The organism is Bacillus sp. FSL R5-0422, from assembly GCF_038610765.1.
Classification (GTDB): domain Bacteria; phylum Bacillota; class Bacilli; order Bacillales; family Bacillaceae; genus Bacillus; species Bacillus pumilus_O.
The window spans coordinates 2,070,664-2,083,744 of record NZ_CP152014.1 but is presented as its reverse complement, the minus strand read 5'-3'; the positions used below and the strand labels follow the sequence as shown (position 1 = coordinate 2,083,744).

Here is a 13,081-nt window from a genome sequence, read left to right as displayed (position 1 = left end):
CTTAGAACGTATGTTCTGTTCTTATTGTAACCGTCAGGAGGCGAAATTGATACTGGTAAATCATTCAAAGAAAAGAGTGTAAAACCATACAAAAAAGACAAAGTGGAAAACACTTCGTCTCATTTGATACAACATATTTTAAGCATGTGCTAAATTGTAAGATGTTTGGAGCGGCTCAGAACGCAAACGATAGGCCGTCAGTTTTTTCTTAGGCTTATGAGTAAATTGCCGAACCACATCTACGTGGTCATCGTAATGATACAGATAAAGGGTCACATCATGCTTACCAAGCTTTGTTTGCATAGTAAGCGGTGCAGGCCCTTCCTGCGGATGAAGAAAACGCTCTTCATCACCAGGATAAATATAATAGCGTTCAATAAAGATCGCATCATTAAAATGTTGAATAATGTCAGATGCTTGTTGATCATCGAGCGGACGATCTTCAAACATGATCGTTGTTTGATCACTTGTTACTTTTGCATGCACTGCATAACGACTAAAAAGGCGTTCCACAACACCAGAAGGCAGCGAAGTGACAAGAAGCTTTAAAAGACTAAACACAACAAGTGAAGTAACAATCCAAACCAATATCATCATCTCCAATAAACATTTGTTACATTTCCTATATGAACCATCTTAACATACCAAAAGAATGAAACTTTCGCACAAAAAGTGAACTTTTTGAAATAAGTGTGAAGATTTAAAAGGAGATGACGGTGAAAGAACGAAATCAACAAAGCTGAAAGAAAAAAGGCAGGCACGTAATCTTTACAAATAATTCATCGGACAGGTAGACTATTGAAACAACAGGTTTTTATAAAAAAGAGAGTGGTAAGCCAAAATGAAAAGGGGCGAGGTCATCATGATACGTCAAGTGAAGCCGTCAGATTTTTATGCCGTCACATCCGTCATCCAAAGCTGGTGGGGAGGTAGGGATTTGCGCGCAAAATTGCCGAAACTATTTTTTGAACATTTTCAGCAAACAAGTTTTGTCGTCGTCGAAAAAGGTGAACTGATTGGCTTTTTAGTCGGTTTTTTATCGCAATCTCATTCAGATGAAGCGTATATTCACTTTGTTGGGGTACATCCTGATCACCGGAAATTAAAGATCGGCAAAATCCTCTATCAAGCGTTTTATGAAGCGGCTCAAAAGGAAGGGAGAACAACAATTAAAGCTGTCACAGCTCCTGTTAATAGAGTCTCCATTGCTTACCATACAAAACTCGGTTTTCAAATCGAAAAGGGAGATAAAACAGTGGACGGCATTTCAGTTTTTTCAGATTACGACGGCATTCATGAAGACCGTGTGTTATTTGTGAAAAAGCTGGAGGAAAAGGTATGATCATTCGGCTCGATCAACAAAACAAAGAGCAAGCAAAACAAATTTTACATATCCAACTTGCCGCATATCAGCGCGAGGCAGAACAAATTGGCTATCAAGATTTACCACCCTTAAAACAAACGGTCAAAGACATTATGAAAACAGATGAGAAATTCATAGGGTTTGAGACAGAAGGACAGTTGTTAGGAATCGCTTCATATGAAATGCATGAGGACAGAATTGTCCTCAGCCGATTGGCTGTGCACCCTCATCATGTCCATCAAGGAATCGGAACAAAGCTGATGCAATTCATTATCAATCATCAACTACCAATTGAGCTCACTACGGCGGAAGCGAATACCCCAGCGATTCAGCTCTATGAAAAGCTAGGGTTTCAACAGACGGATCGTTTACAAGTAGAAAACAATCTGATCTTAACCAAAATGGAACGGTCGATGCTTCGAAAGGTAGAAGTGATTGAATATCAAACGAGCTGGCCAGACGAATGTCGCCGTGAGCTTGCCAAGCTGAAAGAGGTGGTGGGCAGTAACTGGATAAATGGTCACCACATTGGCAGTACGTCAATCAAAGGCATGGCCGCCAAGCCGATCATTGATATCCTGCTAGAAGTGAAACATATTAGTGATTTAGATGAGTGTAACCATCTGTTTCGTCAGCTTGGATATGAACCACTAGGAGAATATGGACTTCAAGGAAGACGTTTTTTTAGAAAAGGCGGTTTGAATCGATCACATCACGTTCACGCCTATGAAACTGGTCATAATGATGTGAAAAGACATTTGGTGTTTCGTGATTATTTAAAAGCAACACCTGAGCGTGCTAAAGCTTATGCAGATAAAAAGCGCCAATTGGCAAAAGCCCATCCGGAAGATATGGAAAATTATATCAATGGAAAAGATGCCATTATTAAAGAGATTGAACAAGAGGCATTCAAATGGTCAAAGCAGTTGAAAGACAAAGGACGATACAAGTAAACGTTTTTACATAGAACAAGGTATTTTGGCATCGAGACTGGCAAGGGGCTGAACATGTTTAATTGATGGTTGGTATGTTACAATGGAACAATCAACGAAAAAAGGATGTTCGGCATGTATATTCATATAACAGAACCAGCAGCAGCGTTCCTTACAAAACGACAAGCAGAGCATGAAACGAAAGAACTGCTTCTTCGCTATGATTCAGATGGATGCGGCTGTGCGGTGAGCGGTGTCCCCATGATTTGGCTCATAGGTGAAAGAACGGGTGAGTGGGAACAGCTCAAGCATAATCAGCCATTTAAACTGTATATACACACAGCACAAAAGGTCTTTTTTGACGAGGAAATGACCATTGATTTTAATGAAAAAGCCAACACACTCATGCTGAAAAGCCCTCAACAAATACTCAGCCCGAGAATGGGTATACTTGTAAAGTAAGGTGGAAATGTAGTGGATCAAAAGCTAAAAGTGATACAAAACACGGCACAAAATAAGACATGGGTGTCGTTTTTAAATAACAATCATCCCTATACCCTTTTGCACTGGTCAATAGGTGGGATGGATTCGGTGAAAAAGGATGTTTGGCTTCTTCAGGATGAAGTCACATTTGAAACGGAAGAATTTCCAACGCTCGAATTAGCTGTCAATTGGATTAAAGAGAATATGGAACAGGTAACAGATGTATTATAAAAGCCCTTTTTGATAAAAGGGTCAGGCTGTCGAGAAAATCTCGGCAGCTTTATTTTTTCCCTTAAATTTTCCACCACTCCATTTTATAATAGAGAAAAGCATTCTAAAGGAAGGTGTTTTTCTCATGTTCCACACTAGAAATTCTTCTCAGCACGAAGCCGAATTTGTATTGCTAGATCAACTGGTCGAAGAGGATCACCTGCTTCGTAAAATTGATCAGTACATTGATTTTTCATTTATCGTAGATAAAGTAAAACCCTATTATAGTGAAAATAAAGGTCGTCCTTCCCTTGATCCGCTTATTTTGTTCAAAATGATGTTTATCGGATACCTTTACGGTATCCGTTCTGAAAGACAACTCGAAAAAGAAATTTACTATAACATGGCGTATAGATGGTTTTTAGGTTTGAACATCAATGATCCCGTTCCCCATCACTCCACTATTAGTTGGAATCGTCGTACTCGATTTAAAAATACAACGATTTTTCAAGACATTTTCGATGAGATTGTGCTTCAAGCTATCAATCATGATATGGTAGGAGGTCGCGTTCTTTTTACTGATTCAACTCATCTTAAAGCCAATGCTAATAAACATAAATATACGAGAAAAACGATTGAACAAGATACCCAGAACTATATCAATGATTTAGAAGAAGCAGTCCAAGAAGATCGGGTGGCACATGGAAAAAAGCTCTTAAAGGTAAAAGAGGAGGTGAAAACAGAAAAAGACATTCGTCAAAGTATGACTGATCCTGAAAGCGGCTATCTATATCGCGAAAACAAGCCTGAAGGCTTTTTCTACCTAGACCACCGGACAACAGATATGAAGTATAATATCATCACCGATGCTCATGTCACGCCTGGAAATGTCCATGATTCTGTTCCATATCTTGATCGGTTAGATCACCAAATCGCACGATTTGGTTTTCAAGTAGAAGCTGTTGCGCTTGATTCAGGTTATTTGACAACACCAATTTGTAAAGGTTTATCTGATCGACATATTTTTGGTGTCATTGCCCATAGACGTTTTCATCCAACAAGAGGATTATTTGAGAAGTGGAAGTTTCAGTATGATTCTGAAAATGATCATTACATATGCCCAAAAGGTGAGAAGCTTTTATATACGACAACAGATCGAAAAGGTTATCGATTCTACAAATCAGATCCTAAAAAATGTGCATCGTGTCCTTTCCTTGAAAGATGCACAAGATCGAAAAATCATCAAAGAGTCATCTCAAGACACATATGGGAAGAACATAAAGAAAAGATCAGACAGAATCGTCTAACTGTCTCTGGAAAAGAGCTATATAAAAAAAGAAAAGAAAAAATAGAGCGAAGCTTTGCAGATTCAAAACAACTGCATGGGCTTCGCTACTGTCGGTTAAGGGGGAAACAAAATGTGAGTGAGCAAGTTCTCCTCACAGCTGCTTGCCAGAACATGAAAAAGATTGCCACACACCTAGCGAAGCTAGGCTAGGTGTGTGGGAGGCCTTTTTCATTAAATCTCATCCATCATAATTACGATGAAAATAAAAAAGCCTGTAGAAAAACATGAGTTTCTCTACAAGCTGGCCCTTTTTGATAAAAGGGTTTTTTTCGTGCCTTCATCATCTCATCAAGCAACTGGAAATGTCTAATTTGAAAAATGATCTTTTGCAAGGCAAATAACCCGTTTTATAACAACCAAATCGACAAAATGAGAAAAATAGAAATGAAAAAAATGTTGATATAAATGCCGAAAAATAGGCAATGGAAGCGGTTATTGCGGGATACCGCAAACTTTGCGAAAAATGACATTTCATATTTCTTCCATTCGAGGAAATATGATAGAATACAACATGTATCGTATATGAGAAGGGAGGTGCTAAAGTGAATTGAAGCTCAAGCTGTCATCGCCTCAGGTTGGAATTAAAATAAACGAATGGTATAGGCAGATTTGCGGATTTCATGTCATGAAAGCAGAGAAGCTGAAGGCCGAGATCGAGCAGGAAATTCTGGAGATGGAGCAAGATCAAAACTTGCTGCTGTTTTACCAGCTGATGGATTTTCGCCATAAGGTGATGCTTGAATATTTTGAACCAGCAAAGAAAGCCTCAAATGATGAAGAAATTAAAAACCTGCTAGAAACGATCGAACATTCACAAACGAAATTAACGGACATGCTTGAATACTATGTTCATTTTTTCACAGGAATGTTTGAGTTTGAACAGCAAAACTATTTAAGTGCCATTGCCTATTACCGTTCAGCAGAAAAAAAGCTCAATCTCATATCAGATGATATAGAAAGAGCAGAATTTTACTTTAAATTAGCTGAAATATACTACCACATGAAACAAACCCACTTTTCGATGCACTATGCCTTGCAAGCGTTAGATACGTATTCTGCCTACAGAACGTACACGCTGAGAATCATCCACTGTGAATTTGTCATCGGTGCAAACTATGATGATTTGAAATGCTATGAACATGCATTGCCCTACTTTAAAAATGCTCTAAATCGAGCACGCTCAATTGGAAACCCTCGAGTCATAGGTTCGGCCCTTTTCAACTTAGGTAACTGTTATTACCAAATGAACGACCTTGCGGAAGCAAGCCGTTATCTGAAAGACTCTCTTGAAGTGTTTGAAAAGGAGAATTTAACCCATCTTAATCGCTCTCTAGACCCACTATTTATGCTCACCCAAATCCTGTTTAAACAAAAACAAATAGAAGAGTCATTAACCCTCTATCAAAAAGGTATTATGAAAGCCTGTGAATTAGAAGATGAAATTTACATTTGCAAATTTCAATTCTTAAAAGCCTTATACGTTGATGCAGAAATAGCGATCATAGACGATACGTTAGACCTGCTCGAGGACAAGCGCTTATACCCAGACATTGAGGAATTGGCACTTGATGCGGCTCATTATTACAATGAGCTTGGACTGTATGAAGCATCGACACGGTTTTATGAAAGGAAGATTCAAGCCATATCAAAAATTCAAAATGGGGGTCATTTATATGAAAACGAGTTTGATAGTTCTTTTATTGGCAGCAACTGCAGGATTATCGGTCATGAGTCAGCAACAATCGGAAGAGAGCCATATGGAACTGGCGGGCAGACACCATACAACAGTGGTGACTATCGTATAAGTTAACTAAAAAAGAGGAGACGAACCGCTGTTCATTCTCCTCTTTTATCTTCATTCAAATCAAATGGTTGTAGGAATGCTTGAACTTCTTGTTCATAAGCTTCTTTATTTTCGCTAAAAGACATCGCATGAGCCCCGTGCGGCGCTATAAATAGTTGTTTTTCACCTTTTTTTCGAGTATATAGCTGCTGACTCTGCTCGCATGGAATATAGTCATCGTGAAGGCTATGGATAAAAAGTACAGGTTCTCTCACCTGATCGATCACATCAAGCGGTGACACTTGCCGAATGCTGTATCCATCACGCCATTTTAACACGCGATCACTTAGTGGAAGAATCCATCTCCCTGAAAGACGAAAATCTGTTTTTAATCGATAGAGAAGCTGATCCTCAAAAGAAGCAAAAGGACAGTCAGCGATGTAAAAATTGGCGCTTGCTTCCGGCTTTGCAGCATATAACAAAGTCGTGACTGCCCCCATTGATTCTCCGTGTATACCGATAATAGCATTTTCCCCGAGTCTTTGTCTGAGCCACTTCACGACCTGCGCTAAATCTTCTTTTTCGTAGTATCCATAACTCGTGGTTTTTCCGCCGCTCATTCCATGTCTTCTATGATCATAAAGCATCACATTCCACCCGAGCTTTTGGAATAATCTCATATACTTAACGGAATTTATTAAACTGACTGTGACGCCATGACAAAGTACAATGGTGCGTGTCGTATGCGGATGTGAGTGCGGCACAAAATAGCCATGAAGATCATAACCAAATGCTGAAGGAATACACACTTTCTCTTTTTTAAGCTGTTGAAACTCTTCATGATGATAATGCCCTTCATCTGATTCCCGTTTGATGAGCTCTTCATCTGTTAATTTTCGAATATACATCATTTTATTGGTGAAAAAAATGCCGATTGCAATGAGCGGACATAATATGAAGGCAAGTATAGCGATCCATTTTTTCATCTAGCTGCCTCTTCCTTTCCGAGGTTTTTCTTATGACGATCATACCACATGTTGGGAGAATGGCGTGACTCTTGCTCAGGAAATAAAACGGATGATACACTTAGAGGCAAAAGGAGAGAGGCACAATGAAAAAGAACAATGATCAAGCGAAATTAAAGGACGGCATAAACGAGGATCTCAAACAGCAGCTCCTTCAAATGAAGCAGAATCTGGCCGCTGAGACAGAAAAAAGAGAAGAACAAAAACGACAAGACCTCCTTCGGCAGCAGAAAGAAAAAGAAAAAAACAAAAGCTTCTCCGAGTTGCTAGATGAAAGTCATTTGGACTGGAGAAAATATAAAAGCTAAAAAAGGGAGCACTGTTGCTTCTTTTTTTATGTCATCATGGTCATGGAAATTGACCAACACACAAGTGCTTCTGACTCATTCTATTCTTACTTCATTTCGACCCCATGTGACAAGATGAATTATCACTAAATTCCACCACCAGTTTATACAAAAGGAAGGACTGGTAGGATTCAGTATTGTTCCTTTTTATAACAAAAATGGTATTTAAGACCCTTTTTATAGGAGGTCGTAATACTTATAATGAAGATGTATTGCAATATTTGGGATTGGAGATGATTTACATGAAATTGAGAAAAACAATGGCTGGAGTCACTCTATCTTTAGGATTGCTTTTACCTGTTTCTGGACAAGCTCTTGCTACAAATGATTTAACGAATGCGGATTTTCGTACAAATGCTACTTCAATTGTAGATTGTTCTGTCACTCCTTTTAAAGGCGCAAGTAATCGATTATGTATGTATTCGGATAATGGTTCTTTTGCAAATAGTTTCAGTCGTTTTGGTACGACATTTTATCTTAAAGGCAAATCTGGAAATTATGCATATTACGAAAGTGCAAGATAAGACAAAGGGGCTTTTAGCCCCTTCTTGCTTTTCCCTTGTCTGTAGAATTTTTTGAAAAGAGTTCACTCATCATACATACGATAAAATAAAAAATTGTAGAAAAATATGAGTTTCTTTACAATCGCGAGAGATTACATACAGTGATCTCTTTTTTATCTTATTTAACCCGGTGAGCCTCGTACACAGATGGTTTTGTATAGTAAGTCAATGCTTTTACTTCTTGATCACTTAAAGAACGTGCATTGGCCGTTGCCGCATTTTCTTTTAATTGTTCCACCGAGCTTGCGCCAAATACAACAGAACTGACCACAGAATTCTTAAGCAAATATTGAATGGAGAGCTCTGTGAGTGATAGGTCATGAGCGACTTTCTTTAAAGAAGGAATAACCTGCTGTAGCTCGTCAAAAGAATAGTGAAGATAGCCATTTTTTTGAATCGAGTCACTTGCTTCCGAAAGTGGTTTTTCTGTTAAAAGCCCTTTTGCTAAAGGTCCTCTTGCCACGACACTAATGCCTTGTTCTTCAAGAAGAGAGAACCATTCCTCTGGACGGCGGTCGAGTAAACTATATTGCATCATGACACTGACGATATTCGATTTTTTGGCGTATTCTTTAATGACGTTCGGACGAATAGAAGAGATGCCATAATAGCGAATAACGCCTTCTTCCACTAATTCTTCAAAAGCTTCAATCGTCTCATCGATAGGATCATCGATTGTGCCTCCGTGCAATTGGTATAAATCAATATAATCTGTTTGCAGCCGCTTGAGGCTTTGTTTTACGGCTTCTTTTATGTATGCCTTTGAAGGATCCCAGTCCCAGCCAGATTTGCCTTTTTCAAAGCGGTTGCCGCCTTTTGTGGCCAAAATTAAATCTTGTCGTCTGTTTTTAATCGCTTCCCCGACAATTTCCTCATTTGTCCCAAAATCATATAAATCGGCTGTATCCAAATAGTTAATTCCAAGATCAATGGCTTCATCTAATAAGGAGAGCGCTTTTCCTTTTTCTGTTCCTAGGGACATACATCCTAGAGCTGCTTCGCTCACCAAAAGATCTGATGTACCAATTCGTCTTTTTTTCAATTTCATCACACCCCTATCCTTTCACATTAAGTGAAAAAAATCTAAAATTCAAGCCAGTTGACTTCAAGTGGCGCATTGAAGCAAGCGTCCGTATTTCGCTTCTCTTAAATCATCTATGTTAAAATGAATGAAGTAAAAAGTGAAAGTAGAACGAGGAGCTGACAAAATTGAAGGACTTTGAAGAAAAAACATTATCGACTAAAGAATTATACAACGGAAAAATCATTGATTTGGTTCTTGAAGATGTAGAATTACCAAACGGAAAACAAGGAAAACGCGAAATCATCAAACATCCTGGTGCAGTAGCCGTCATTGCTCGGACAGACGAAAATAAAATCATCTTGGTCAAGCAATACCGTAAAGCACTAGAGAGAGCCATCGTTGAAATTCCGGCTGGTAAATTAGAGCCAGGGGAAGAGCCGGCACATACAGCACTGCGAGAACTAGAAGAAGAAACAGGGTACACCACGCAGAAGCTTCAAAAGCTGACGGCTTTTTATACATCACCAGGTTTTGCAGATGAAATTGTCCATATGTATCTTGCAGATCAGCTAATTCCGCTTGAAGAAAAAAGAGAGCTGGATGAAGACGAATTTGTAGAAGTGATGGAAGTTTCATTAGAAGAAGCCTTGCACCTCATTGAAAAGCAGCATATTTATGATGCAAAAACAGCCTATGCCATTCAGTACTTACAACTGCAAGAGGTACTTAAGTCAACAAAATGAGGGAGTTTTTTGCAGACATCCATATTCATATTGGCAGAACAAGAACAGGCAGAGCTGTTAAAATTACAGGTGCAAGGTCACTGACCATTGACCAAATTCTCATTGAAGCAACGCAAAGTAAAGGGATGGGGATGATAGGTGTGATTGATGCACAATCTCCAGAAGTCCTAGAAGAATTAATAGAAGGTGTAGAGGAAGGCAAATATACTGAACTAAGTGATGGTGGTCTATCATTTGAACAGACCGTGCTGCTTTTAGGCAGTGAATTAGAAATTAATGATAATCATTCAAAAGGTCCAATTCATGTGCTTGCATTTATGCCCACGCTGCGCAAAATGACTGAGTTTTCCGCATGGCTCGCGCTTCATATGAAAAATGTGCATTTGAGTTCACAACGCCTCTATGTGGATGGGAAAACACTTCAGCATAAGGTCAAGGAGCTAGGAGGCTTATTTATTCCTGCTCATATTTTCACGCCGCATAAAAGCTTATTTGGCAAAGGAGTTAGCACGTCATTAACGGAAGTGTTCGATCCGGATCTCATTGATGCTGTTGAACTAGGACTTAGCTGCGATACGTCAATGGCGTCTCAGTTAAGCGAACTGAATCGCTATCCCTTTTTAACGAATTCAGACGCCCATTCTTTAGGGAAAATCGCGCGAGAATATACAAAAATCCGCATGGACCATGCCTCTTTTGCCGAATTCAAACTAGCCCTTGAAGGGAAAGACGGGAGAGCCATTACAGGAAATTATGGACTCGCCCCGCGGCTTGGGAAGTACTATCATACAACCTGCGAGAAGTGCGGAGTAAGACCTCGCGCGCTAGATCAAGAAAAGTGCCACGCATGCGGACATACCCGAATGACAAAAGGAGTGAGTGAGCGTTTAAAGGAGCTGGCCGATCAAGAAAGTGACCATGGAACAAGACCTCCTTATGTTCATCAGCTTCCGCTTCAATTTATTCCGGGTGTCGGAGCCAAAACGCTGGAGAAGCTAAAAGCGGTGTTTCACACAGAGATGAATATCCTTCATCAAGCAACAGAACAAGAACTAAAAGCTGTGCTGCCAGAAAAAACAGCCAATTACATCATCAAAGCAAGAAAAGGTGAAGTCGAACTGATCGCTGGCGGGGGCGGCGTGTACGGTAAGGTGGATATCAATCATGAATCAAGTTAACTGGACATGTCAGACGTTTGATCAATTATCAAAAGAGGATCTTTACCTGATCTTAATGGAAAGAGTCAATGTATTTGTTGTTGAACAAACATGCCCTTACCCTGAAATTGATCACCGAGACCAAGAAGCGCTTCATCTGATGGCAAAAGAGGACGGCACGATTGTGGCTTATTGCCGAATTTTCCAAAGCGGAATGATGTACGAAGAGGCATCTATTGGCCGTGTTCTTGTGACGCAGGCAGGCCGAAAAAAAGGCTATGGAAAAATGCTGCTTAGCAAGGCTTTGGAAAAGCTGAGTGAATTAGGTGAAACAAGAGTCAAAATTCAGGCGCAAGCCTACTTGAAGTCGTTTTACGAATCATTTGGTTTTAAGGCTGTTTCAGATTGTTATGATGAAGATGGGATTCCGCATCTTGATATGGTGAAAACAGAAAGATAGGCGTGTAGACGTCTATCTTTTTTATGTCATATCGTGTATCATAACGTCAACGAAAGGGGTTTTACCAAATGGGAAAAAGCAATGCAAAGAAAAAACGAGAACATCTTGAAAGGCAGCACAGCCGAAACCCGGAATTGTCGAGAGGAAACATGCCGCACTTTAGTACACATGAAAGAAAGACAAAAACAAAACAAGAGGCCTTGCAGCACATGATGAGAAAACATAAAAGAAGGAATGCTTATGATCACTATCAAGAGGATCATAAGCATTTTTATTTTGCTTTTTTGTGACAACTAGCTTAAATAAATGGAAAAATTTAAAAAATAGGACAAACGGTCGTTTCTTTTTGTCTAAAAATGTAGTTAAATGACAAAAAGATGAAAGGGAGAGTGGGTATTGTGAACGTCAAGTCAATTGGAGCAGGGCTTTGTATGGCAAGTATGATGCTGGCATCGGTCACGTTCGGCGCCTCACATATTTCTGCAAAGGAGCAAGCGAAAAAAGAGTACATGATCGGCTTTTCTTCTTCCGTTCAAGATCATACACAAAAACAGCTTGTTGAAGAAGCTGGTGGACATGTAAAAGAATCCATAGAGCAGATAGATATGATGAAAGTTTCCTTGAATGAGGCATCGAAAGAGAAACTGAATCAGGCAAAAGAAGTGACCTTCATTGAGGAGGACCAAAAGGCAAAAACAAGTGGTCAAACGATTCCATATGGCATCAAAAGCATTAAAGCACATAAGGTACATACACGGGGATACGCTGGACAAAATGTGAAAGTAGCCGTTCTTGACAGCGGAATTGATGGCAAACATGAAGATCTACATGTCACTGGGGGAGTCAGCTTTGTTCCAACAGAGTCAGATCCGCTTGTTGACCCGCATGAACACGGGACGCATGTCGCGGGCACAATTGCAGCGCTAGATAATAAGGTAGGTGTCGTCGGTGTTGCGCCGAAAGCCTCAATCTATGCGGTTAAGGTGGCAGATGAAAATGGTGACGGCTACTATAGCTGGATCATTAAAGGAATTGAATGGGCCATTGAGAATGACATGGATGTCATCAATATTAGTATGGGAGGAGCAAGTGAATCTGAAGCGCTGAAAGAAGCGGTAGATCGAGCATATGACAAGGGTATTCTCATTGTGGCTTCTGCTGGGAATGCCGGAAGTTATGGCTCACTTAACACGATTGACTATCCAGCTAAATACAGCTCAGTGATAGCAGTTGCCTCTGTTGATCAAAGAAAACAAAGAGCCTTTGATTCATCTGTCGGCGAAGAAGTGGAAGTTTCAGCACCAGGCGTTTCAACGCTCAGTACCATTCCTCATAATGAATATGGCTACAAGAGCGGAACATCCATGGCATCACCGCATGTAGCAGGAGCTGCGGCTGTCATTCTATCAAAACATCCGAATCTGACAAACGATGAAGTGCGCGAGAGACTTACAAAAACGGCTACACCGCTTGGAGAACCTTTTTACTATGGTGCCGGGCTAGTGAACGTACAAAAAGCGGCACGATAAATGAGAAGAGAGGGCGGTGTTTAGGCTGCTTTCTCTTTTTTCTTTCAATAAAACTGTCATTTTTCATAATCTCTCTCATAGAATCTAGTAACCTTTACTATTTGGGAGGAAGAC

16 protein-coding genes are annotated in these 13,081 nt (G+C 39.9%); 13 read left to right on the top strand and 3 right to left on the bottom strand.

Features of this window, described 5'->3' with window-relative positions:
- Window positions 1–138 precede the first annotated feature (138 nt).
- Entirely contained in the window at window positions 139–588 is a 450-nt protein-coding gene (locus MKX52_RS10580; RefSeq protein ID WP_012010469.1) for a YfmQ family protein, read from the bottom strand.
- 274 nt (window positions 589–862) lie between these two features.
- Here MKX52_RS10580 and MKX52_RS10575 point away from each other — a divergent pair, with 274 nt between their 5' ends.
- The 6 genes from MKX52_RS10575 (at window position 863) to MKX52_RS10550 (ending at window position 6,146) form a co-directional block, all read left to right on the top strand.
- The gene (locus MKX52_RS10575) at window positions 863–1,342 is read left to right on the top strand and encodes a GNAT family N-acetyltransferase (RefSeq protein ID WP_088000256.1); all 480 of its coding nucleotides are present in this window, start codon (window positions 863–865) and stop codon (window positions 1,340–1,342) included.
- Window positions 1,339–2,316: a GNAT family N-acetyltransferase gene (locus MKX52_RS10570; protein WP_342490667.1), complete on the top strand. Its 978-nt coding sequence runs from the start codon at window positions 1,339–1,341 to the stop codon at window positions 2,314–2,316. Before MKX52_RS10575 ends, MKX52_RS10570 begins: the two co-directional genes overlap by 4 nt.
- A 114-nt stretch (window positions 2,317–2,430) precedes the next feature.
- Entirely contained in the window at window positions 2,431–2,757 is a 327-nt protein-coding gene (locus MKX52_RS10565; RefSeq protein ID WP_088000252.1) for an iron-sulfur cluster biosynthesis family protein, read from the top strand.
- Window positions 2,758–2,769: 12 nt separating this feature from the next.
- Window positions 2,770–3,009 carry a YqkC family protein gene (locus MKX52_RS10560; RefSeq protein ID WP_012010465.1) on the top strand — a complete coding sequence of 80 codons (240 nt, stop codon included), beginning with the start codon at window positions 2,770–2,772 and terminating at the stop codon, window positions 3,007–3,009.
- A 124-nt stretch (window positions 3,010–3,133) separates the two neighbouring features.
- A complete protein-coding gene (locus tag MKX52_RS10555) occupies window positions 3,134–4,486 on the top strand; it encodes an IS1182 family transposase (protein ID WP_253602410.1) in 1,353 nt (450 codons plus the stop codon).
- A 397-nt stretch (window positions 4,487–4,883) separates the two neighbouring features.
- The gene (locus MKX52_RS10550) at window positions 4,884–6,146 is read left to right on the top strand and encodes a tetratricopeptide repeat protein (RefSeq protein WP_012010464.1); all 1,263 of its coding nucleotides are present in this window, start codon (window positions 4,884–4,886) and stop codon (window positions 6,144–6,146) included.
- Window positions 6,147–6,172: 26 nt separating this feature from the next.
- On the opposite strand, the gene MKX52_RS10545 is transcribed toward MKX52_RS10550, so the two are convergent.
- Window positions 6,173–7,105: an alpha/beta fold hydrolase gene (locus tag MKX52_RS10545; RefSeq protein WP_251184638.1), complete on the bottom strand. Its 933-nt coding sequence runs from the start codon at window positions 7,103–7,105 to the stop codon at window positions 6,173–6,175.
- A 125-nt stretch (window positions 7,106–7,230) separates the two neighbouring features.
- On the opposite strand from MKX52_RS10545, the gene MKX52_RS10540 reads away from it, so the two are divergent.
- Complete coding sequence (locus tag MKX52_RS10540) at window positions 7,231–7,452, top strand: YqkE family protein (RefSeq protein WP_044141056.1); 222 nt, start codon at window positions 7,231–7,233, stop codon at window positions 7,450–7,452.
- Window positions 7,453–7,733: 281 nt separating this feature from the next.
- A complete protein-coding gene (locus tag MKX52_RS10535) occupies window positions 7,734–8,015 on the top strand; it encodes an LCI fold-containing protein (protein ID WP_119125706.1) in 282 nt (93 codons plus the stop codon).
- 157 nt (window positions 8,016–8,172) lie between these two features.
- Here the strand turns inward: MKX52_RS10535 and MKX52_RS10530 are convergent, their stop codons facing one another.
- The gene (locus tag MKX52_RS10530) at window positions 8,173–9,096 is read right to left on the bottom strand and encodes an aldo/keto reductase (RefSeq protein WP_342491888.1); all 924 of its coding nucleotides are present in this window, start codon (window positions 9,094–9,096) and stop codon (window positions 8,173–8,175) included.
- Window positions 9,097–9,263: 167 nt separating this feature from the next.
- Between MKX52_RS10530 and MKX52_RS10525 the strand changes: the two genes are divergently transcribed.
- From MKX52_RS10525 to MKX52_RS10505, 5 genes are all read left to right on the top strand, one after another.
- The gene (locus MKX52_RS10525; protein ID WP_012010458.1) at window positions 9,264–9,821 is read left to right on the top strand and encodes an NUDIX hydrolase; all 558 of its coding nucleotides are present in this window, start codon (window positions 9,264–9,266) and stop codon (window positions 9,819–9,821) included.
- The gene (locus MKX52_RS10520; protein ID WP_119125072.1) at window positions 9,818–10,999 is read left to right on the top strand and encodes a TIGR00375 family protein; all 1,182 of its coding nucleotides are present in this window, start codon (window positions 9,818–9,820) and stop codon (window positions 10,997–10,999) included. The genes MKX52_RS10525 and MKX52_RS10520 overlap by 4 nt, the downstream gene beginning before the upstream one ends.
- Window positions 10,986–11,438, top strand: coding sequence for a GNAT family N-acetyltransferase (locus MKX52_RS10515; protein ID WP_088000910.1), 453 nt, complete (start codon window positions 10,986–10,988; stop codon window positions 11,436–11,438). The genes MKX52_RS10520 and MKX52_RS10515 overlap by 14 nt, the downstream gene beginning before the upstream one ends.
- Window positions 11,439–11,506: 68 nt before the next feature.
- Complete coding sequence (locus MKX52_RS10510) at window positions 11,507–11,728, top strand: hypothetical protein (RefSeq protein ID WP_012010455.1); 222 nt, start codon at window positions 11,507–11,509, stop codon at window positions 11,726–11,728.
- Between the two features lie 108 nt (window positions 11,729–11,836).
- The gene (locus MKX52_RS10505; RefSeq protein ID WP_144457899.1) at window positions 11,837–12,967 is read left to right on the top strand and encodes a S8 family peptidase; all 1,131 of its coding nucleotides are present in this window, start codon (window positions 11,837–11,839) and stop codon (window positions 12,965–12,967) included.
- The last annotated feature ends 114 nt before the right edge of the window (window positions 12,968–13,081 follow it).